General features: G+C 68.6%; 21 protein-coding genes. 7 read left to right on the top strand and 14 right to left on the bottom strand.

Features of this window, described 5'->3' with window-relative positions; translation table 11 throughout:
• Window positions 1–12 precede the first annotated feature (12 nt).
• Both mog and yjgA read right to left on the bottom strand, forming a co-directional pair.
• Entirely contained in the window at window positions 13–630 is a 618-nt protein-coding gene (gene mog, locus DIE06_RS16415) for a molybdopterin adenylyltransferase (RefSeq protein ID WP_124662317.1), read from the bottom strand.
• Complete coding sequence (gene yjgA, locus DIE06_RS16410; RefSeq protein ID WP_311767631.1) at window positions 614–1,219, bottom strand: ribosome biogenesis factor YjgA; 606 nt, start codon at window positions 1,217–1,219, stop codon at window positions 614–616. Before yjgA ends, mog begins: the two co-directional genes overlap by 17 nt.
• Window positions 1,220–1,347: 128 nt before the next feature.
• Between yjgA and pmbA the strand changes: the two genes are divergently transcribed.
• Complete coding sequence (gene pmbA / locus DIE06_RS16405) at window positions 1,348–2,718, top strand: metalloprotease PmbA (protein WP_124662315.1); 1,371 nt, start codon at window positions 1,348–1,350, stop codon at window positions 2,716–2,718.
• 84 nt (window positions 2,719–2,802) lie between these two features.
• On the opposite strand, the gene DIE06_RS16400 is transcribed toward pmbA, so the two are convergent.
• Window positions 2,803–3,303, bottom strand: a complete 501-nt coding sequence (locus tag DIE06_RS16400; protein WP_124662314.1) for a dihydrofolate reductase — start codon at window positions 3,301–3,303, stop codon at window positions 2,803–2,805.
• Window positions 3,304–3,329: 26 nt separating this feature from the next.
• On the opposite strand from DIE06_RS16400, the gene DIE06_RS16395 reads away from it, so the two are divergent.
• On the top strand, window positions 3,330–3,569 hold the full coding sequence (locus DIE06_RS16395) for a hypothetical protein (protein ID WP_124662313.1): 240 nt from the start codon (window positions 3,330–3,332) through the stop codon (window positions 3,567–3,569).
• A gap of 33 nt (window positions 3,570–3,602) precedes the next feature.
• On the opposite strand, the gene DIE06_RS16390 is transcribed toward DIE06_RS16395, so the two are convergent.
• Together DIE06_RS16390 and DIE06_RS38300 are read right to left on the bottom strand one after the other, a co-directional pair.
• On the bottom strand, window positions 3,603–3,929 hold the full coding sequence (locus DIE06_RS16390) for a hypothetical protein (RefSeq protein WP_124662312.1): 327 nt from the start codon (window positions 3,927–3,929) through the stop codon (window positions 3,603–3,605).
• Window positions 3,930–4,051: 122 nt separating this feature from the next.
• The gene (locus DIE06_RS38300; RefSeq protein ID WP_185733416.1) at window positions 4,052–4,450 is read right to left on the bottom strand and encodes a hypothetical protein; all 399 of its coding nucleotides are present in this window, start codon (window positions 4,448–4,450) and stop codon (window positions 4,052–4,054) included.
• On the opposite strand from DIE06_RS38300, the gene DIE06_RS16385 reads away from it, so the two are divergent.
• Both DIE06_RS16385 and DIE06_RS16380 read left to right on the top strand, forming a co-directional pair.
• On the top strand, window positions 4,430–5,827 hold the full coding sequence (locus DIE06_RS16385; RefSeq protein WP_124662311.1) for a sigma-54 dependent transcriptional regulator: 1,398 nt from the start codon (window positions 4,430–4,432) through the stop codon (window positions 5,825–5,827). The two genes, DIE06_RS38300 and DIE06_RS16385, sit on opposite strands and share 21 nt — an antisense overlap.
• 42 nt (window positions 5,828–5,869) lie before the next feature.
• Window positions 5,870–6,841, top strand: a complete 972-nt coding sequence (locus DIE06_RS16380) for a thymidylate synthase (protein ID WP_124662310.1) — start codon at window positions 5,870–5,872, stop codon at window positions 6,839–6,841.
• Between the two features lie 104 nt (window positions 6,842–6,945).
• On the opposite strand, the gene DIE06_RS16375 is transcribed toward DIE06_RS16380, so the two are convergent.
• Both DIE06_RS16375 and DIE06_RS16370 read right to left on the bottom strand, forming a co-directional pair.
• A complete protein-coding gene (locus tag DIE06_RS16375; protein WP_124662333.1) occupies window positions 6,946–9,453 on the bottom strand; it encodes a DUF6600 domain-containing protein in 2,508 nt (835 codons plus the stop codon).
• Window positions 9,454–9,615: 162 nt separating this feature from the next.
• Complete coding sequence (locus DIE06_RS16370) at window positions 9,616–10,323, bottom strand: helix-turn-helix transcriptional regulator (protein WP_124662309.1); 708 nt, start codon at window positions 10,321–10,323, stop codon at window positions 9,616–9,618.
• 178 nt (window positions 10,324–10,501) lie between these two features.
• On the opposite strand from DIE06_RS16370, the gene DIE06_RS38295 reads away from it, so the two are divergent.
• Entirely contained in the window at window positions 10,502–10,642 is a 141-nt protein-coding gene (locus DIE06_RS38295) for a hypothetical protein (protein ID WP_185733414.1), read from the top strand.
• Window positions 10,643–10,786: 144 nt separating this feature from the next.
• Window positions 10,787–11,299: an acyl-CoA thioesterase gene (locus tag DIE06_RS16365; protein ID WP_014897688.1), complete on the top strand. Its 513-nt coding sequence runs from the start codon at window positions 10,787–10,789 to the stop codon at window positions 11,297–11,299.
• A 54-nt stretch (window positions 11,300–11,353) separates the two neighbouring features.
• Here DIE06_RS16365 and fumC read toward each other — a convergent pair whose 3' ends face one another.
• The 3 genes from fumC to DIE06_RS16350 form a co-directional block, all read right to left on the bottom strand.
• Window positions 11,354–12,748 carry a class II fumarate hydratase gene (fumC, locus tag DIE06_RS16360; protein WP_124662308.1) on the bottom strand — a complete coding sequence of 465 codons (1,395 nt, stop codon included), beginning with the start codon at window positions 12,746–12,748 and terminating at the stop codon, window positions 11,354–11,356.
• Window positions 12,749–12,889: 141 nt separating this feature from the next.
• Entirely contained in the window at window positions 12,890–14,278 is a 1,389-nt protein-coding gene (norM, locus tag DIE06_RS16355) for a multidrug efflux MATE transporter NorM (protein ID WP_124662307.1), read from the bottom strand.
• A gap of 127 nt (window positions 14,279–14,405) precedes the next feature.
• Window positions 14,406–14,624, bottom strand: coding sequence for an RNA-binding S4 domain-containing protein (locus tag DIE06_RS16350; RefSeq protein WP_006753074.1), 219 nt, complete (start codon window positions 14,622–14,624; stop codon window positions 14,406–14,408).
• A gap of 280 nt (window positions 14,625–14,904) precedes the next feature.
• Here DIE06_RS16350 and DIE06_RS16345 point away from each other — a divergent pair, with 280 nt between their 5' ends.
• Window positions 14,905–15,315, top strand: a complete 411-nt coding sequence (locus tag DIE06_RS16345) for a hypothetical protein (RefSeq protein ID WP_124662306.1) — start codon at window positions 14,905–14,907, stop codon at window positions 15,313–15,315.
• Between the two features lie 117 nt (window positions 15,316–15,432).
• Here DIE06_RS16345 and DIE06_RS16340 read toward each other — a convergent pair whose 3' ends face one another.
• The 4 genes from DIE06_RS16340 to DIE06_RS16325 all read right to left on the bottom strand — a co-directional run bounded on the left by DIE06_RS16340 (window position 15,433) and on the right by DIE06_RS16325 (window position 18,500).
• Window positions 15,433–16,209, bottom strand: coding sequence for a DUF4088 family protein (locus DIE06_RS16340; protein WP_124611326.1), 777 nt, complete (start codon window positions 16,207–16,209; stop codon window positions 15,433–15,435).
• Window positions 16,210–16,368: 159 nt separating this feature from the next.
• Window positions 16,369–16,707 (bottom strand): AzlD domain-containing protein, encoded by a 339-nt coding sequence (locus DIE06_RS16335; protein WP_124662305.1) that lies wholly within the window; start codon window positions 16,705–16,707, stop codon window positions 16,369–16,371.
• Complete coding sequence (locus DIE06_RS16330; protein WP_124662304.1) at window positions 16,704–17,477, bottom strand: AzlC family ABC transporter permease; 774 nt, start codon at window positions 17,475–17,477, stop codon at window positions 16,704–16,706. The genes DIE06_RS16335 and DIE06_RS16330 overlap by 4 nt, the downstream gene beginning before the upstream one ends.
• A gap of 117 nt (window positions 17,478–17,594) precedes the next feature.
• Entirely contained in the window at window positions 17,595–18,500 is a 906-nt protein-coding gene (locus DIE06_RS16325) for an AraC family transcriptional regulator (RefSeq protein ID WP_124662303.1), read from the bottom strand.
• Window positions 18,501–18,559 lie beyond the last annotated feature (59 nt).

The raw sequence follows: 18,559 nt of genomic DNA, 5'->3' as shown, positions 1-18,559 counted from the left end.
GCCGGCACGCACTCAGCGTGGTGCGCGCTGCGCGTTTTTCGGCCGGAACGCCGCGACTACCGCGGCGTCGGTCTCGATGTACGGCCCGCCGATCAGGTCGATGCAGTAGGGCACCGCGGCGAAGATGCCGGGCACGGCCGACTTGCCGTCGGCGTCGCGCAGCCCTTCGAGCGTTTCCCGGATCGACTTCGGCTGGCCGGGCAGGTTGATGATCAGCGCCGCGTGGTCGGCCGTCTCGCGGATCACCGCGACCTGCCGCGACAGGATCGCGGTCGGCACGAAATTCAGGCTGATCTGCCGCATCTGTTCGCCGAACCCCGGCATTTCCTTCGTCGCCACGGCCAGCGTGGCCTCGGGCGTCACGTCGCGGCGCGCGGGGCCGGTGCCGCCCGTCGTCAGCACGAGATCGCAGCCGGCGACGTCGACGAGTTCGGCCAGCGTGGCGGAGATCGTCGGTGCGTCATCCTGGATCAGCCGGGTCTCGGCGCGCCACGGCGAGCGCAGCGCGCCGGCGAGCCATTCCTGGAGCGCCGGGATGCCCTTGTCCTCGTAGACGCCCGTGCTGGCGCGGTCGCTGATCGACACGAGGCCGACCACGAGTTCGTCCGGGTGGTTACGCTTCGTCGTCATGGTCGTCTCCGGCGTCGTCCGACGCTTCGTCTCCGTCCGCCTCGTCCGTGCCGGCCGCGGTCTTGATCCACTGGAACAGCTCGCGGAAATAGCGCGGCGGCTTGCCTTGCTGCGCTTCCTTGCGCGCGTTGCGGATCAGCGTACGGCCTTCCTGGATGTCGGCTTCGGGGTGCTGGCGGAGGAATTCGGTCAGCGCGTCGTCGTTCGCGAGCAGCTGTTCGCGCGTGCGCTCGATCCAGTGCAGGCGGGCGGTTGCAGCCTTGTTCACGCCACGCTGGGCGTCGAGCGCGGTGCGCAGCGCGGCCGTTTCCTCGTCGGTCAGCGAGCGCATCACGCGGCCGACGTACTGGAGCTGGCGGCGCTTGCCTTCGTGGTCGGTGATCCGGCGTGCCTCGCGCACGGCGTCCGCGAGGTCCTCGGGCATCGGCATGCGCTTGAGCGCGTCCTTCGGCAGGTCGACCAGGGCCTGGCCGAGCTCCTGCAGCGCGTGCATCTCGCGTTTCAACTGGGATTTGCTGGGGCGATCGTAGCCATTGCCGGCGTCGTCGTCGGCGTGCTCGATCGGCTGGATTCGGGTTTTGCGTGTCATGGGCGGCATTGTATCGCGGCGTGGACAGCCCAAGCTTGTCGGTATGTGGCCCCGGACCTTGCTATGATCGCGGGATACGCAACATTTTGAACATGCGGGCGGCTCGCCCGCCACCGGATATCACGACGATGGCAGCCAATCTCGACGTACAAGCGCGCTATTTCCCGCATACGCAGGACCAGCTCAAAGAAATTGCCTCGGACATCCTTCGCCACGCGAAGGCGCTCGGCGCGACGGACGCCGCGACCGAAATCTCCGAAGGCGACGGCCTGTCGGTGTCGGTGCGCCGCGGCGAGGTCGAGACGATCGAACACAACCGCGACAAGATGGTCGGCGTGACGGTGTTCATCGGCAAGAAGCGCGGCAACGCGAGCACGTCGGACTTCTCGCCGGCCGCGATCAAGGATACCGTCGCCGCCGCGTACAACATCGCGCGCTTCACGGCCGAGGACGACGCGGCCGGCCTCGCCGAGGCCGAGTTGCTCGAAACCGACCCGCGTGACCTCGACCTCTATCACCCGTGGGCGCTGACGGCCGACGAGGCCGTCGAACTCGCCCGCCGCGCGGAAGACGCCGCGTTCGCGGTCAGCCCGCAGATCCGCAACTCGGAAGGCGCGAGCGTGTCGGCGCAGCATTCGCAGTTCGTGCTCGCGACATCGCGCGGTTTCCTCGCCGGCTACCCGTACTCGCGCCACTACATCGCGTGCGCGCCGATCGCGGGCACCGGCCGCCACATGCAGCGCGACGACTGGTATTCGTCGAAGCGCAGCGCGGTCGATCTCGCGGCGCCGGAAGCGGTCGGGCGCTATGCGGCCGAGCGTGCGCTGGCGCGGATGGGCGCGCGCCGTCTCGACACCCGCAAGGTGCCCGTGCTGTTCGAGGCGCCGCTCGCGGCCGGCCTGCTCGGCGCGTTCGTGCAGGCCGTCAGCGGCGGCGCGCTGTACCGCAAGACGTCGTTCCTGGTCGACAGCCTGGGCAAGCCGGTGTTCGCACCGCACGTCCAGGTCGTCGAGGATCCGCACGTGCCGCGCGCGATGGGCAGCGCGCCGTTCGACGAGGAAGGCGTGCGTACGCGTGCGCGCAGCGTCGTCAACGACGGTGTGGTCGAAGGCTACTTCCTGTCGACCTATTCGGCGCGCAAGCTCGGCACGCAGACGACCGGCAACGCGGGTGGCTCGCACAACCTCGCGCTGCGCAGCTCGAACACGCAGCCGGGCGACGATTTCGACGCGATGCTGAAGAAGCTCGGCACGGGCCTGCTGCTGACCGAACTGATGGGGCAGGGCGTGAACTACGTGACCGGCGATTATTCGCGCGGTGCGGCCGGCTTCTGGGTCGAGAACGGTGTGATCCAGTATCCGGTCGAGGAAATCACCGTCGCGAGCACGCTGCAGGAGATGTTCCGGCATATGGTCGCGATCGGCGCGGATTCGATCGTGCGCGGTACGAAGGAAACGGGCTCGGTGCTGATCGAGCAGATGACGATCGCCGGGCAGTAAGCGGCGCGGCATCGGCCGCCAGGAAACGAAAAAGCCCGACCGGCGCGAGTGAGCCGGTCGGGCTTTTTTATCGTGTGCCGCGTGTCAGCCGCGCTTGCGCTCGTACACGACGAATGCATAGCCGAACGTGTTCGGCGCGGCGGCCTGGTGCGGGTCGCGCGACACTTCGCGCCAGTGCGCGGGATCGGGCGCCGGGAACGACGCATCGCCGTCGAAGTCCGCATCGATCTCGGTGACGACCAGCTTGTCGGCGAGCACGAGGCCTTCCGCATAGAGCTGCGCGCCGCCGATCAGGAACGCTTCGGCCACGCCGTCGCGCGCGGCGAGCGCGAGCGCGTCGGCGAGCGACGTGACTGTGTCGCAGCCGTCGAAACGGCGCGCCGCGTCGCGCGTGACGACGATATTGCGGCGGCCCGGCAAGGGGCGGCCGATCGACTCGTGGGTCTTGCGGCCCATTACGATCGGCGCGCCCATCGTCGTGCGCTTGAAGAACGCGAGGTCCTCGGGAAGTTTCCAGGGTAACTGGTTGTCGCGGCCGATGATGCCGTTGCGGGCGCGCGCGACGATCAGGGTCAACGTCGTCATGAAGGTCGGGGAAGAGGAGAACCGGAATGGCGCCGATTCTACCGGAATGGCGGCGCGCGACTGCGCCGCTGCGGATGCGCGCGCGCGTATTTGCGGTTTCCGGCCTGCCGCACGTCGTCGGCGGTGGCGACACGGTGAAGCCTTTGCGCGGTGATGTCCCGAATAAAAAGCGTGCCCGCCGGGGGGCGGACACAAAAGCGGTTTGCGTCGCGATATCGACGCTGCAGGAAACGACCTGCGTCGTTCAATTCAATATGGAATCCTGATCGATTGAGCGGCGTGATGGAATCGTGCGCCGATTATTGATGCATGTGATTTCCTGCGTTTCCTTCCATCGCATGCTGGGTGTTGACGGGGAGCGGAGCAGGAATCGGCATCGGCAGCGGAGCCGGCGGGACGAGCTCGTCCCACAGCGTCACCGATGTCTTGTCCGACGAACGCGGTTGCGCCGCGGCGACGGGCACGATGCTGATCCGGTGGTCCTGTTGCATGCGCAGCGCGTTATCGGCAAGCAGCATCGCGCGTTCGGGTCTCGCGTATTCCTCCGAGCGTGCCGGCATGAACGGGCACGCGAGCGCGAACGCAATCGTCAGCTGCACGCAATACAGTGGAAAAAGAGTTCGCATGGCCGCATTCTCCGATCCGTTGAGCATTCAGCGAAATGCATGCCATCGGGTGAGGAGCCTTGTCGCGGCTGCGATTCGCGGGGGCGCGTCGTGAGTCGCGATCGAAAACGCCGGGAAATGTTTCAGGCGTGAAACGAAGGGGCTTGGGAATACTGCGGATTCAATCGGTACGCTTCCAGGATGAAAATCGGCGCGTGTGTCGATGCAGGTCGCGTCGCTGCGCGTTGGCTATGTGCAGACGATTGATCAACGTCGACCATTGAGCGATTCGACCGTTCGCCCATCAGCGCTGTAATCGGTTTATCGTATTCGGCGCCTATAACTAAGCTGTCTTGATCAAAAAAATAACTGGACGCGAGATAAGCGCCATCATGCGAGGCTTGTCGTCGCCGCGCATCGGCATGGCGAATCGAGCCGCTTCGGCTGACCCGGTTCGATCCTTTTGCACGCGACTTGGCGTGTGCGGCAATCGTTAGACGGTTGATGAACGGGGTGAGCATATGGGAGCCGAGCAGCGGCATGTGATCTATTTCTCGCGCGAGCCGAGCGACGCATTGCGCGGGCATTTCGACGAATGCGGGTGGCGAGTCGATCTTGCGGAAAGCGCACGCGACGTGCGGCGTGTCGTGCAGCACGGCGTGGCAACGGCCGGCCTGCTCGATTTCTCGCCCGGTTTTCGGCCCGCGGATCTGCGCGAACTCGAAGCGTGTCTGAGCATCCAGCACATCGGCTGGATTGCGGCGACCCGACGTGGCCAGTTGCAGGACGCCACGCTGCGGCATCTCATTCGTGACTATTGTTTCGACTACGTAACGATGCCGTACGAGGCGTCGCGCATCGTCGAGACCATCGGCCATGCGCACGGCATGGTCGCACTGACCGACCCGGTAGCGGCGCCCGTCGGCGCCGGACGTGCCGAAGGCGAGATGGTCGGCACCTGCGACGCGATGCTCGGGCTCTTCAGGACGATCCGGCGCGTCGCGACGACCGATGCACCGGTGTTCATCTCCGGCGAATCGGGTACCGGCAAGGAGCTGACGGCCGTTGCGATCCACGAGCGCTCGGCGCGTGCGCAAGCGTCGTTCGTCGCGATCAACTGCGGTGCGATTCCGTCGACGCTGCTGCAAGCCGAACTGTTCGGCTATGAGCGCGGCGCGTTTACGGGCGCGAACCAGCGCAAGATCGGCCGTGTCGAGGCCGCGAACGGCGGCACGCTGTTTCTCGACGAGATCGGCGACCTGCCGCTCGAGAGCCAGGCGAGCCTGCTGCGGTTCCTGCAGGAAGGCAAGATCGAGCGGCTCGGCGCGCATGTATCGGTGCCGGTCGACGTGCGCGTGATCTGCGCGACGCACGTGGACATGGAAGCGGCGCTGCGCGAAGGGCGGTTCCGCGAGGACCTGTTTCATCGGCTGTGCGTGTTGAAGATCGAGGAGCCGCCGCTGCGCGCGCGCGGCAAGGATATCGAGCTGCTGGCGCGCCACATGCTCGAGCGTTTCAAGGGGGATGCGCATCGCCGCCTGCGCGGCTTCTCGCCGGACGCGATTGCCGCGCTGTACGGCTATTCGTGGCCGGGCAACGTGCGCGAGCTGATCAATCGCGTGCGCCGGGCGATCGTGATGTCGGAGGGCCGGATGATTACCGCAGCCGATCTCGAACTCAACCAATTCGCGGTACTGGCGCCCGTCTCGCTCACCGAGGCGCGGGAAGCGGCCGAGCGGCAGGTGATCGAGCAGGCGCTGCTGCGTCACCGCGGCCGTTTTGCCGATGCGGCGCGCGAACTCGGCGTGTCGCGCGTCACGCTGTACAGGCTGATGTGCGCGCACGGCATGCGCGATCGCGGCGACCCGTTAGCAGGGTTTTCGGCGCCATTGCCGGAGGTTCCGCATCACGCTTGCTAAAATTGGCGGGTAACGGCCGCCCTCGCGGCCGAAGGAACCCGCATGAAACAGTACCTCGACCTCGTTCGTACCATCCTCGACACCGGCACCTGGCAGGAGAACCGCACGGGCATCCGCACCATCAGCATGCCCGGCGCGATGCTGCGGTTCGACCTGCAGCAAGGTTTCCCGGCCGTGACGACCAAGAAACTCGCGTTCAAGTCCGCGATCGGCGAACTGGTCGGTTTCCTGCGCGCATCGCGCAGCGCGGCCGATTTCCGCGCGCTCGGCTGCAAGGTGTGGGATGCGAACGCGAACGACAACGCGCAATGGCTTGCGAACCCGTACCGTCAGGGCGTCGACGACCTGGGAGACGTGTACGGCGTGCAATGGCGCCAGTGGCCCGGCTACAAGGTGCTCGACGCGGGCGCCGATGCGCAGATCGCCGACGCGACGCGCCGCGGCTTCCGGACCGTCACGCGCTTCGACGAGGACGGGGTGCCGAAGGTGCTGCTGTACAAGGCGATCGACCAGCTGCGCCAGTGTCTCGACACGATCATGGAGAATCCGGCCGATCGCCGCATTCTGTTTCACGCATGGAATCCGGCCGTACTCGACCAGATCGCGCTGCCCGCGTGCCATCTGCTGTATCAGTTCCTGCCGAACGTCACGAAGCGCGAGATTTCGCTGTGCCTGTACATCCGCAGCAACGATGTCGGGCTCGGCACGCCGTTCAACCTGACGGAAGGGGCCGCGCTGCTGTCGCTCGTTGGCCGGCTGACGGGCTACACGCCGCGCTGGTTCACGTATTTCATCGGTGACGCGCACATCTACGAGAACCAGCTCGAGATGCTGCAGCAGCAGCTCGCGCGCGAGCCGTACGACAGCCCTCGGCTCGAGATTGCCGAGCGTGTGCCGGACTACGCGAAGACGGGTGTCTATGCGCCCGAATGGCTGGAGCAGATCGAGCCGTCCGATTTTTCGCTCGTCGGCTACCGGCACCATGAGCCGCTGACCGCGCCGATGGCGGTCTGAGCAGCGGCGTTCGACGGCGGCGCGGGTGACGCGCCCCCCGCGCCCGGCAGAATGAAGAAGGCCCGACGCTCGCCGGTCGGGCCTTTCCGTTTCATCGGGCGCGGTTACTGGTGGCGCCGCTCGTCGTGGCTGCCGGGCGGCGGATTGCTCGGGTGCGGCGCTTCGACATGCGGTGCCGGTTGCGGCCGCGGTTCCATGTGCGGCGCGGGCATCGACGGCCGCGGCTCCATGCGCGGGGCCTGCGGCTGCGGGCGCGGCATTTCATGCACGGCGGGCGCGGGCGGGCGGTACTCGTTCACATGCGGCGGCGCGACTTCGCGGCGCGGTGCCGGTTGCGCGAATTCGGCACGCGGTTGCGGTGCCGGAGCGGCCCGTTCGGGCCGCGGCTGCGCATGCTGGGCCGGGGCCGCGAAATCGGGACGCGGACGCGGCTGTGGAATCTGCGCGGTCGTGTCGAGTCGCGGTTGCGGCAACGCGCGCGGCGTTTCCTGCCGCCCGCCGGGTTGCGTGCCGGGCGCGGCTTCCGGATGCGGGGCCGGCGCCGCGCTGCGCACAGGTGGCAGTGCGTTCTGTCCCGCTGCGTGGAGTGCGGTCGGCGGCGTCGGGCGCTGACGTGCCATCGGCGTGTGCGGCTGCATCCACGCGGGCGCGGGCGCCGCCGCCGCTGCATGCGTGTTGTCGCGCCCGGCCGGCTCGTTGGCGACCGTCGGCGGATGCGGGACGCCATTTCCGGAGCCCAATGCCTGATGCGGAGCGGGATTGCCCGGCGCCTGCGGCACGGCGCCGTTGGCGAAATGCGGCGCATTGGGGGCTTCGCCATTCATCGGCCGCGCACCATTCGGCACGACCGGCATCGGCGCACCCGGCCGTGCCGCCTGTGCCAGGGCCGGCTGGCCTTCGCGTGGCGCCTGCGCCGGTTGCACGACGGGACCGTGCGGATTCACGAGTTGCACGTTGCGCATTGCCCATGCACCAGCTTTCGGGTTGCCCGGAACGCGGACCGGGCGAGCCTGATAGTCGGCCGGCACGCTCGTCCTCACGACCGGTGCGCCCGCGCCCGGCACGTGGCCGCCCTGCCGTGCCAGATGGGCGGCTGCCTGGTCGCGATACGCGGCCGGCACCGCCGGATTGCGCGTCGCGACGAACGCGTGCTGTCCGATCGCCGCCGGCGGACGGTAGGTGGCCGTGCGCAGTCCGCCGGTAAAGCTCTGGCGAACCGGCGCAATGCCGGGCGTGCCCGGCATCACGTGCGCGTTGCGCCACTGCTGCGGATCGACGCGTTGCGAGAAGTGCGCGACCGGCTGGCCGTGCACGAACGCGGATGCCGGCACGGCCGTGATCGCGTGCGGCGCGCGGAAATTCACGTACGTCTTGTTGATGTTCGTGATGTTGGTGATGTTCGTCACGTTCACGGTCTTGTTCACCGTGACGTTGTTGACCACGATGTTCCGGTTCACGCGGTCGTAGTAATGCGGGCTCCAGCCACCCCAGCCGGGATGCCAGGGTTCGCCCGGGCCGAGTGCGAACCATGCGCAGCCGGCCGCGGCGACGCCGCCGACCGTCAGCGCGACGCTCCAGTCCGGGCCGCCGCCGCCGCCCACGAATGCGACGAGAGCGGGCGCGTAAACGGGCGGCTGGCTGACGACCATCGGGCCGGGCACCCACGCCCAGCTGTCGTCGACGTAGGCCCAGCGGCCGTAGTGATAGGGTGCGAAGCCCCATGGCGCATCGTCGACCCACGTCCAGCCCCACGGCGCCTGCCAGATCCAGTGACCGTCGTGATACGGCGCCCAGTCGGCCGGCGTGTCGTTCGGCACCCAGACCTCGCCGTAATTCGGGGTTTCGCGCCACGTGCCGTTCGCGTCGAGATCCTGGTAGCCCGGCACGTCGCGCGATACGTAGCGGGCCGACACCGAGCGCTGCTCGGCCGCATCGCGGCCGGCGGCCCACTGGTCGAGCGCATCGGGGTTCGGCGCGGCCGATTGCTGTGCGACCTGCAGGTCGGTGCCGGTGAACACGACCTGCTGTCCGGGCGACAGCGGATACTGCCCGTTACTGCCGTAGACGGTCGCGCTGCCGCTGCGCACGGTCACCGTCGTGCTCGCGCCGTTCGGCGCGACATCGACGCGATAGTCGCCGGGTCCGGAGATGCCGAGCGCGAGATTGGGCGTATCGATTTCGTACGACCCGCCGGACGGCAGATCGCGCACGTGCGTCGATACGGTGCCGAGCCCGACCTTCAGCTGCGTCGTGGCATCGTCGAGGTTCAGCACCGACAGGCTCGTCGATTCACCGAGTCGCACCGCGGTCGAGCCGATGTGCAGTTCCGAGCGCGCGCCGGCGTCGTTCCACAGCTGGTCGCCGGTCGTCAGCGGCCGGTTCACGGCGGCGTACGACCACGTATCGGTGCCGGCGGGCTCCGTCGTCACGGCACCCGACATGTAATTGAGCCGGGCGACGCGGCTCGGCGGATCGCCGCCCGGCTGCCGGGCGGCCGTCGCATACGCCGCGGCCTGTGTCGCTTGCGCGAATGCGGGGGGAAGGGTCGCCAGCGCGGCGAATGCGAGCAGCGTGCAGCGGGCGGTGCGCTTGAGCGTGAACAGGGAGGCCATCATGAGCGTCTTCGTCGTTATCGCGGCGCGTCGATTCGTGCCGTTGAGTTCACAATATCCGCTCGGCCTGTTTCAGTGCTCGGTGTTTTGTAAGTCGGATGGCACGCGATGTAACAAAACCTGTCCATCGCGTGCCGTTGTCGTCCGGTCGCAACATGCGTGTCAAGCGGACGTAAGCCAGTCGTCGAAAACCTGTTGTCCGGGCACGGTGACGCGCAACACGCGCGGCCGTGCGGCGCGCTCGATCCAGCCGTGTGCGCAGAAGCTGTCGAGCAGCGCGGCGCCGAGCGCGCCACCGAGATGCGCGCGGCGCTCGCTCCAGTCGAGGCAGCCGCATGCGAAGCGGCGCCGGCGTGTGCGCTGCTGCGCGACGTCGATGCCCCAGCGCGCGAGTGCCTGCGTGCCGAGCTCGGTGGTCTCGATCGCGTCGCCGTCCGCCTGCAGCCAGCCGCGTGCGGTGAGCCCGTCGAAGATGCGAACCGCGAGCTCGCCGGCCATGTGGTCGTAGCACGTGCGCGCGTAGCGCAGCTCGGCCGGCACCGTGCGCGATGGCGGTGGCACCGGACGGTTCGGCGCGGCCGCGCGGGCCACGTTCGCGAGCGCCTCGAGCGACGCCGCGATGTCGGCCGACGCGAGCCGGTAGTAGCGGTGCCGGCCGCGCACGTCGAGCGCGAGCAGGCCGCCTTCGGTCAGGCGCGCGAGGTGCGCGCTCGCCGCGGACGGCGACAGCCCCGCGATCATCGTCAATTCGCCGGCCGGCCGCGCGCTGCCGTCCATCAGTACCCATAGCATCGCGGCGCGCCCCGGATCGGCGATCATTGCGCCGATCCGGCTCAGGCCCGGAAAGTGGTGGTCGTCTTGATCGGTCATCGACGTGTCTCGTCAGGCGGAATGACTGCAGTGTAGGTGCTGCGCGTATTCGATGTTTCGCGTTCGGATGAAATGTCGGATGCATCGGGGCGCCGTACGAACCGCAGCCACCGGCCGCGCATGCGTAGAATGGCTGGACGCGGCGGCAGTGGGCCGCCGGATGCGACACGATGCAACGATGAAGACGATTTTCTGCCTGATTGCGGCCGCGCTCCTCTGCGCGGCCTGTGCGCAGGGCGGTGCAGGTGCCGCCGGCGAGCGGCGCGGCAGCCTCGAGATGTATGGGACGATCGATCAGGGAATCACGGTGCGTCGCTGACGGGCACCGATTTCCTGTGCCGTTGCCGGTTTGACGCGCGGGCGGGCGTGCCGTCGCGGCCGCGCGGCGGGCACTGCGACGTGTTGCCGCAGTGCAACGTATAATGCGCCGATTGCCGTACCCCCGCCGCCTGGAGCTACCACGATGTCCCAACCGTCCCCTGTACCGGCCGCCCTCGACCGCACCGAAACCGTATTCCGCTTCCTCGCCGAGCCGTCGTCCGTGAACTTCGGCGGCAAGGTGCATGGCGGCGCGCTGATGAAGTGGATCGACGAGGTCGCGTATGCGTGCGCGGCGGTCTGGTCGAGCCGCTATTGCGTGACGGTCAGCGTCGGCAACATCCGTTTCCAGCGCCCGATCCTCGTCGGCAACCTGGTCGAACTGAAGGCGCGCGTCGTCGCGACGGGCCGCACCAGCATGCACATCCATGTGTCCGTGCACGCCGGCGATCCGAAGGGCGGCGTGCTGCGCCAGACGACCGACTGCCTGGTCGTGTTCGTCGCGGTCGACGAGAACGGCAACCCGGTGCCGGTGCCGCCGTTCGTGCCCGAGACCGACGAGCAGAAGGTGCTCGCGAAGTATGCGGCCGACGTGCGCGCCGCCCTCGACAAGATCGTCGAGATGAAACCTGAAGAAGTGGCGAAAGGCACCGTCTGACAACAACGGGCGCCGCACATGCGCGCCGCGCCCGTCATCGCGTCGGATGCGCGATTACCGCGATCCGATCATCTCTTCAGGGCGTACCCACGCGTCGAATTCCGCCTCGGTCAGGTAGCCGAGCGCCAGCGCGGCGGCCTTCAGCGTCGAGCCGTCCTTGTGTGCCTTCTTCGCGATCTGCGCGGCCTTGTCGTAGCCGATGTGCGGATTGAGCGCCGTCACGAGCATCAGCGATTCGTTCAGCAGCAGGTCGATGCGCGCGCGGTTAGGCTCGATGCCCGCCGCGCAGTGGTCGTTGAAGCTCTGCGCGCCGTCGGCGAGCAGCCGCACCGACTGCAGCACGTTGTGCGCGATCATCGGCCGGAACACGTTCAGCTCGAAATTGCCGCTGGCGCCGCCGACGTTCACCGCGACGTCGTTGCCGAACACCTGACAGCACAGCATCGTCACGGCTTCCGACTGCGTCGGATTCACCTTGCCCGGCATGATCGAGCTGCCCGGCTCGTTTTCCGGAATCGACAGTTCGCCGAGCCCGCAGCGCGGCCCGCTCGCGAGCCAGCGGACGTCGTTGGCGATCTTCATCAGGCCGGCCGCGACCGTCTTCAGCGCACCGTGCGCGAACACCAGTGCGTCGGCGGCCGCCATCACCTCGAACTTGCTCGGCGCGGTCACGAACGGCAGCTTCGTCAACCGGCCGATCTCATCGGCCACGCGCACCGCGAACTCCGGATGCGCGTTCAGCCCGGTGCCGACGGCGGTGCCGCCGAGCGCGAGTTCGTACAGGTGCGGCAGCGCCGATTCGACGTGCCGGACGCCCTGGTCGAGTTGCGCGACGTAGCCGGAAAATTCCTGCCCGAGCGTGAGCGGCGTCGCGTCCTGCAAGTGCGTGCGGCCGATCTTCACGATGTCGGCGAAGGCCTTCGACTTCGCGTCGAGCGTCGCGCGCAGCGTGCGCAGCGCGGGCAGCAGGTGGTTGACGATCGCATAGGCGGCCGCGACGTGCATCGCGGTCGGGAACACGTCGTTCGACGACTGGCCGCGGTTCACGTCGTCGTTCGGGTGGACCTTGCGTGCTTCGCCGCGCTCGCCGCCGAGCAGTTCGCTCGCCCGGTTCGCGATCACCTCGTTGAGGTTCATGTTGGTCTGCGTGCCGGAGCCCGTCTGCCACACGGCGAGCGGGAATTCGCGCGGATGCTTGCCCGCGATGATCTCGTCGGCCGCGTCGATGATCGCGCGTGCCTTGTCGTCGGCCAGCACGCCGAGCGACTGGTTCACGGCGGCCGCGGCGCGCTTGACGATCGCGAGTGCGTGGATCAGCTCGGGCGACTGCTTCTCCGTCGAGATCCGGAAATTCTGCAGCGAGCGCTCGGTCTGCGCGCCCCAGAGCCGGTTGGCTGGCACGGCGATCTCGCCGAACGTATCGCGTTCCATCCGCACTGCTTCGTTCATGATGCACTCCTCTTGGGAAGGGGAAAGGCCGCGCGTCGCGCGGCGTCTGGCGTATCGTGAGGCAGTCGCGCCGCTGGCGCGGCGTCGTGGGTCTTCAGCCGACAAGCATAGCGCCGGCCGCGATTTTGCGTCGTGTCGCGCTCAGCGCGTCGATGCGACGAGCGACGCGGTCTTCAGATGGAAGCGCCAGGCCATCAGCACGGCGACGCTTGCGAGGCCGGCCGCGAGCCCCCACCACAGGCCGCGTGCGCCGAGGCCCGCGTGGAACGCCAGCCAGTAGCCGGTCGGGAAGCCGATGCCCCAGTAGCCGAGGGCCGCCGCGAGCATCGGAATGCGTGTATCCCGCAGCCCGCGCAGCGCGCCCGACCCGACAGTCTGCATTCCGTCGACGATCTGGAACACCGCGGCGATGCCGAGGAGCGACGCGGCAAGCGACACGGTCGCCGCGTTGGCAGGATCGTCGAGGTGCAGGTACAGGCCGACGATCGCATGCGGCGCGACGATCAGCACGAGCCCCGACAGCGACATGAACGCGACACCGAGGCCGAGCGCGACGAAGCCCGCATGCCGCGCGGCGACCGGCTGGCCGGCGCCGATCCAGTAGCCGACCCGCACGTTGGCGGCCTGGCCGATCGCGAGCGGCACCATGAACGCCACCGACGCGACGTTCAGCGCGATCTGGTGCGCGGCAAGCGACGTCGCACCGAGCACGCCGATGGTCAGGCCCGTGGCGAGAAACAGCGTCGATTCGACCCCGTACGTGATCGCCACCGGCCAGCCGATGCCGATCAGTTCGCCCATCACGGGCAGTTTCGGGCGGGCGGCGGTCACGAAATGACGGAACCGCTGGCGGCCGTGCAGCAGCCAGATCAGCGCGAGCGCGGTGAGCCAGATGGTGATGGTCGTCGCGACCGCCGAGCCGAGGAAGCCGAGCCGCGGCAAGCCGAATGCGCCGTGGATCAGTCCGTAGTTCAGCACGCCGTTGATTCCGACGCCGCCGATCGACACCCACAACAGCCGCCGTGCGGCGCCGATCGCGGGGAGGAATGCGCGCATCAGTCCGACGCCGATCAGGCTGCCGAGCGCCGCGAACCGCAGGATGCCGGTGTACTCGCCGACGTGATGCGCGAGCGTCGGCGGTTCGTGGAACATCAGCAGGATCGGTTCGGACAGCGACAGCGCGACGATCGCCGGAATCGCGAGCAGCACGGACAGCACGAAGCCGGTCCAGTAGATGTGCGGCACGCGGTGTTCCGCCTGCGCGCCGCGCGCATGCGCGACGCTCACGCTGACCGACGACAGCACGCCCTGCAGCACGGTCACGATGACGAAGAAGAAGTTCGCGCCGAGGCCACCCGCCGCAAGCGAATCGGGGCCGAGCGAGCCGAGCAGCACCGTGTCGGTGACGCTCATCGCCATCTGCGAGAGTTGCGCGATCGCGAGCGGCGCGGCGAGGCGGGCGGTATCGGCGGCATGACTGGACAGGGACGGCGGCGCGGCGGCCGTCCGCGTAAGACCGGAATGCGACATGGAATGGGCGCTCGCGCGGGTGCGGGCCCGCGCCGTCTGTATTTATTTTGAGAGACGGCTAGCTTACGGCTTTATTCGAACGGTGTCGAACGCGCGCCGATGGCCATGTCACGGTCAGGGGGAACCGCTATGCGTCGTGAACCGCGATCCGCGTATCGCCGAACAGCACGACCTGGCCCGCGCGGATCTTGCAGGTCTTGCGCAGCTCGACCACGCCGTCGACTTTCACCGCGCCGGACGCGACGAACATCTTCGCGGTGCCGCCGCTGTCCGCGAGGCCGGTGATCTTGAGAAGGTTGTGCAGCTCGACGTATTCGCCGGTCAGCGTGAAATCCAGATTGGGCATGACGAAGGAAGCGCGCGATGCGCGGGAGGAACCGCCCCGCATCATACGGCACCGCGGCCCCGCACGCGAGCGCGGACGTTCGTGCAGGTTCGCGGGCCGCAGTTGTTAAGGACTGTGAGCGATTCGTCAGCAAATGAAACGGTGGGTAACAGTCTGAGAGATTCGAGAACCTGCCGGTCCGCCCGCGGGTCTTTCGTCGTACCTGCTGCGTGTTGCGGCAGGGGACGCGACGGACCGCATCGAGGCGGTTCGCGCCCACAACTTCTTGAGGAGGATGGTCATGTCCAAGATTCGTACGATGCTGATCGGTGCCGCGCTGACGGCGTTTGCCACTTCGGCCGCATTCGCGCAGACGGGCGGCGCGGTACAGGGTACCGCGGGCGCCGGCGTGCAGACGCAGGCGCCGGCCGCAGGGGCAGGCGCCGGCGCGGGTATGGAGGGTGGGGCCGGCGCGAACGCGTCGGGCAATGCGGTCGGCGGTGCGACCGATGCGGTTGGTGCGGCAGCCGGCGGCGCGCAGGATACGGCGGCGTCGTCGGTCCACTCGGCCAAGAAGCACGCGAAGCATGCGATGAAGTCGGCCAAGCACCACGCAGGGTCGGCGAAGTCGAAGGTGGGTGACGAGGCGGTCGAAGGCGGCGCGTCGGTCGGCGTGCAGGGCGGTGCATCGGCCTCGGGCGCCGCGCAGTAAGCGGCACCCCGACGTCGCACGACGCTCGCCCCGGACGGCGCGTCGTGACGGCGATCAATCCGCGGCCCGGTTCGCTTCGTGCGAACCGGGCCGTTCTTCATGCGTGGAGGCGGGCCGTCATGGCCGGCGTTGTTCCGGCCCCGGTCCATGCGCCGGCTGTGCGGCGGACGGCGTAAACACGCTGCGCAGCCACGCGGCGAGCCGCGCGAATACGTCGTACGGCTCGTCGACGAAGATCTCGGGCTTCAGCAGCCGCAGGTATTCCATGATCTGCTGCGCTTCCTGTTTCTGGAACGAACCGTGCGCGAGCCCGAGCCGCAGCAGGCCGCGCAGTTCGCCGAGCTTGTCGCGCGCGGCGCTGCCAACGCTCATCTCGCATGCGAGCTTCGCCTCGTAGATGCGCTGGCGCAGCGATTCGGCGAGCCGCCATGCGGGCGTCTGCATCGTTTCCTCGAGCGCCTGGATGTCGTGCACCGCGCTCTTGATCTGCGCCGCGAGTGGATCGACGAGCGACGCGTCGCCCTGCGCTTCGGCGACGATCGCCTTGGCCCAGTCGCGGCACGCCTTCGCGAGCTCGTCGGGCGTCCATTCGGAGCGCGACGCGAAGCCGAAGCCGAATTCGCCGGCCTGCCGCATCAGGATCGCGACGACGTCCGGGAATTCCTTGTCGAGCGTGCGCTTTGCCCACGCATACTGGCCGCCCTCGAGCATCCGCTGCACGGCATGCTCGGTTAGCGGCACCATGTTGTCGAGCAGCTTGGCGCGCAGGAAATCCTCGAACGACGGCGTCGCGAACTGCGGGTCGAGTTTCAGCGACACGCGCACGAATGCGTCGTAGTCCTTGCGCAGGGACGCAAGCGTGTCGTCCTTGAGGGAAAGGGTGATCTGGCCCATGAGTCGTCTCGATGGCGGCCTGCGCGGGCCGGTGGCCGACACCGCGCACCGGTGCGGGCGCAGCGTCGACGGACCGGTTCGCGCCGAGGCCGATGGCGGGTCTTCATTCCCTATATCGGCGCGCCGGACGGAAACTTGAGCGCGGCCGGCGATGTTCGCTCAGGCCGACAGCCAGTGCGGCATCACGACCCCTTGCCAGAAGAAGAACACCGCGAGCCCGACCGCGATCGTCACGAGCGGCCGGCGCGTCGTCGCCGACACGAGCACCGCGGCGAGCGCGCCGACGAGCTGCGGATTGCGCCAGGTCAGCTCGGCCGCGCCGCCGTGCGGCGAGACGGTCATCGGCACGATGATCGCGGTCAGCACGGTGACGGGCACGAAGCCGAGCGCGGTCCGCACGAGCGGCGGGAAAGTCAGCCGCTCGCCGAACAGGAACAGCGTCGTCCGGATCGCATAGGTGATCACGGCCATGCCGAGGATCAACAGCGCGTAGCTCACGATGCGGCCTCCGTGCGTGAAGCGGTGCGCGAACGCTCGTGCAGCAGCGTGAGCGCGACGCCGACCACGACGCCGGCGGCGACCGCGCCCAGCAGCCCGAGCTTGTACGGCCAGCCCTGCCAGAAGTACGCGAGCGCGCCGGCGGTCGCGGCGGCCGCCAAATAGCGCAGCGTGCCGAGTTGCGGGACGACGATCGCGATGAAGGTCGCCGCCATCGCGAAATCGAGGCCGAGCGACTGGAGGCCCGGGAAGGCCGCGCCGAAGCCGATGCCCGCGAGCGTCCAGACCTGCCAGTTCAGGTACATCGCGAGACCCGAGCCGAAAAAGTAGTGAGGGCCGATCGTACCCGGCGGGAAGTGGCGGTAGTGCGCGTAGGCGACCGCGAATACCTCGTCGGTCATCAGCGCGCCGAGCGTCGCACGCCAGCGCAGCGGCAAGTGCGCGACGTACGGCGCGAGCGTCGCGCTGTACAGCAGGTGACGCAGGTTCACGATCAACGTCGTCGCGAGCACGACGACGAAGCTCGCGCTGCCGGCGATCAGGCCGAGCGCGATGAATTGTGCGGAGCCCGCGAACACCGCGAGCGACATCAGCGCGCCGTGCCATGCGGCGAGCGGGCCGCCGCCGACGAGCGTGCCGAAGATCACGCCGAACGGCGCCGCGCCGATCATCATCGGGATCGTGTCGCGGGCACCGTCGAGCCATTCGTTGAGCGGGCGGCGAGGCGGGGGCGAAGGTCGGGGGGTAGGGTTCAAGGGGCGCGTCTCCATGAAATGGAGGATAGCGGGGGCGATGCCGTGGCGGCTTGTATGTTCTTGCGCTCGCGGGCGCCTGCGGCGCTGCATGCGTGCCGGCTGCCGCGTGGTGTCGAACGCAGGGAGGGTGCGTCAGCGCGCCTGCCAGCGTCCGGGCGGCACGCCGAACATCCGTTTGAAATGCCGTGTGAAGTGGCTCTGGTCGACGAAACCGCTGGACGCGGCGACCTCGGCGATCGACACGCCCGCGCGCAACGGCGCAAGCGCGCGCTGCAGCCGCAGCTGGTTGCGCCACGCATGCGGCGGCATCCCGGTCGTGCGCGTGAACAGGCGCGCTGCGTGAAACGGCGACAGGCCGGCGGCCTGCGCGACGTCGTCGAGCGTGACCGTGCACGTGAGATCGGCAGCGAGCCGTTCGCGCATCGCGTCGACGCGCGGCTCGTCGGCCGCGAGCACCGCCGGCTGCTGCCGCGCGTCGGCATGGCGCACGATCAATGTCGACAGCGCATCGAGCAACGCCGTTTCGGCGGCGAGCGGATCGTAGACGCGCGGTGCCGCGGCGGCCGGATCATCGGCGGCCGGTTGCTCGTGGGGGTAGAACGGCGGCATGCGTTCGCTGCCGGCCTCCATCATCCGGTGGGCCAGCGCGAGCCGTGCCGCGAGATCGGCGTCGCGGATCACGTCGGACGGGAACCAGGGCGCATCCTGCGGGCGCCCCGCGATCGCGCTCGCGAGCGCGCGAATGTAGTCGACCGGCACGTAGCTCACGCGATAGCACCAGCCTTCGTCGGTCGCGCGCGAGCCCGTGTGCACGTCGCCGGGATTGATCACGGGCACGGTGCCCGTTTCGGCGACATGGCCGCTGCCGCGGCAGGTATAGCGCTCCGCACCCTCGAGGATCACGGGGATCGTGTACGCGTCGTGCCAGTGCGGCGCGAACGTATGGTCGCGATAGGTGGCCGTGAGCAGATCCGCGTCCGGCAGCAGCGGCGTGCGCCAGTAGCGTGCGGAGTCCGGAAGAAGACGGGTGGCGGACATGGTCGGGCGCGAAGGCGGTCGAATCGACAGTGTATCGCTCGCGCGCTCGGCCGGCGCGG

It is taken from the genome of Burkholderia sp. Bp8998 (genome assembly GCF_003854235.1).
Lineage (GTDB): Bacteria > Pseudomonadota > Gammaproteobacteria > Burkholderiales > Burkholderiaceae > Burkholderia.
Note: the sequence above shows the minus strand (reverse complement) of the source record. Positions and strands in the feature narration are given on the sequence as shown.

Bases quoted from the DNA above. Each gene is read 5' to 3' on its own strand.
- DIE06_RS16380 (WP_124662310.1), top strand. From the start codon at position 5,870: ATGAAACAGTACCTCGACCTCGTTCGTACCATCCTCGACACCGGCACC.
- mog (WP_124662317.1), bottom strand. From the start codon at position 630: ATGACGACGAAGCGTAACCACCCGGACGAACTCGTGGTCGGCCTCGTG.
- DIE06_RS16395 (WP_124662313.1), top strand. From the start codon at position 3,330: ATGGCGCCGATTCTACCGGAATGGCGGCGCGCGACTGCGCCGCTGCGG.
- DIE06_RS16370 (WP_124662309.1), bottom strand. From the start codon at position 10,323: ATGACCGATCAAGACGACCACCACTTTCCGGGCCTGAGCCGGATCGGC.
- DIE06_RS16390 (WP_124662312.1), bottom strand. From the start codon at position 3,929: ATGCGAACTCTTTTTCCACTGTATTGCGTGCAGCTGACGATTGCGTTC.
- DIE06_RS16400 (WP_124662314.1), bottom strand. From the start codon at position 3,303: ATGACGACGTTGACCCTGATCGTCGCGCGCGCCCGCAACGGCATCATC.
- yjgA (WP_311767631.1), bottom strand. From the start codon at position 1,219: ATGACACGCAAAACCCGAATCCAGCCGATCGAGCACGCCGACGACGAC.
- DIE06_RS16330 (WP_124662304.1), bottom strand. From the start codon at position 17,477: ATGGAGACGCGCCCCTTGAACCCTACCCCCCGACCTTCGCCCCCGCCT.
- DIE06_RS16375 (WP_124662333.1), bottom strand. From the start codon at position 9,453: ATGGCCTCCCTGTTCACGCTCAAGCGCACCGCCCGCTGCACGCTGCTC.
- fumC (WP_124662308.1), bottom strand. From the start codon at position 12,748: ATGAACGAAGCAGTGCGGATGGAACGCGATACGTTCGGCGAGATCGCC.
- DIE06_RS16385 (WP_124662311.1), top strand. From the start codon at position 4,430: ATGGGAGCCGAGCAGCGGCATGTGATCTATTTCTCGCGCGAGCCGAGC.
- DIE06_RS16345 (WP_124662306.1), top strand. From the start codon at position 14,905: ATGTCCAAGATTCGTACGATGCTGATCGGTGCCGCGCTGACGGCGTTT.
- norM (WP_124662307.1), bottom strand. From the start codon at position 14,278: ATGTCGCATTCCGGTCTTACGCGGACGGCCGCCGCGCCGCCGTCCCTG.
- DIE06_RS16325 (WP_124662303.1), bottom strand. From the start codon at position 18,500: ATGTCCGCCACCCGTCTTCTTCCGGACTCCGCACGCTACTGGCGCACG.
- DIE06_RS38295 (WP_185733414.1), top strand. From the start codon at position 10,502: ATGAAGACGATTTTCTGCCTGATTGCGGCCGCGCTCCTCTGCGCGGCC.
- DIE06_RS16340 (WP_124611326.1), bottom strand. From the start codon at position 16,209: ATGGGCCAGATCACCCTTTCCCTCAAGGACGACACGCTTGCGTCCCTG.
- DIE06_RS38300 (WP_185733416.1), bottom strand. From the start codon at position 4,450: ATGCCGCTGCTCGGCTCCCATATGCTCACCCCGTTCATCAACCGTCTA.
- DIE06_RS16350 (WP_006753074.1), bottom strand. From the start codon at position 14,624: ATGCCCAATCTGGATTTCACGCTGACCGGCGAATACGTCGAGCTGCAC.
- pmbA (WP_124662315.1), top strand. From the start codon at position 1,348: ATGGCAGCCAATCTCGACGTACAAGCGCGCTATTTCCCGCATACGCAG.
- DIE06_RS16365 (WP_014897688.1), top strand. From the start codon at position 10,787: ATGTCCCAACCGTCCCCTGTACCGGCCGCCCTCGACCGCACCGAAACC.